A 431-nucleotide genomic window follows, 5' to 3' on the forward strand; every position below is an offset into this window, starting at 1 on the left:
GCTGGCTGCCGACTGGCAGGCCGCGGCGCCTTTCGTGAGCTGCGCGCTGCCGCGGGAACTCTACCAGGCGCTCGAAGGGCTGGCGCGCACGCAGGGCTGGCGGCTGGATTCGGCGACCCCGGCGCTGGTTCGCGTCTGGAACCGGGTATGTCCTGCGATTCCTGCCGACGGCTGGCTGGGGATCGGTTTCGCTCGTACCCTGACGCTGGTTCACCACCAGCATGGCGAACTTGCCGGCCTGCGTACGCTGCAGCTGCCGGCGGCGCCGGATCTGGCCGAACTCGAAACGCTGCTCGAACAGGAGCGTCTGCGCAACGCGGTCGCGGCCGGCATGCCGCCAGGACAATCGCTGTTATGGACAGGCGGCGCCAAGTGGCTGCCGGCAGCGGCGACCGTGGCCGGGATCACTTCGCGGACCCTCCCTCTGCCTT

Annotated in this window: 1 pseudogene; it reads left to right on the forward strand. The window is 70.1% G+C overall.

The features are described from left to right. Positions 1-431 (forward strand): annotated as a pseudogene (locus tag CAPSK01_RS00215) (hypothetical protein); the annotation flags it as partial.

Source organism: Candidatus Accumulibacter vicinus (assembly GCF_000584955.1).
Classification (GTDB): domain Bacteria; phylum Pseudomonadota; class Gammaproteobacteria; order Burkholderiales; family Rhodocyclaceae; genus Accumulibacter; species Accumulibacter vicinus.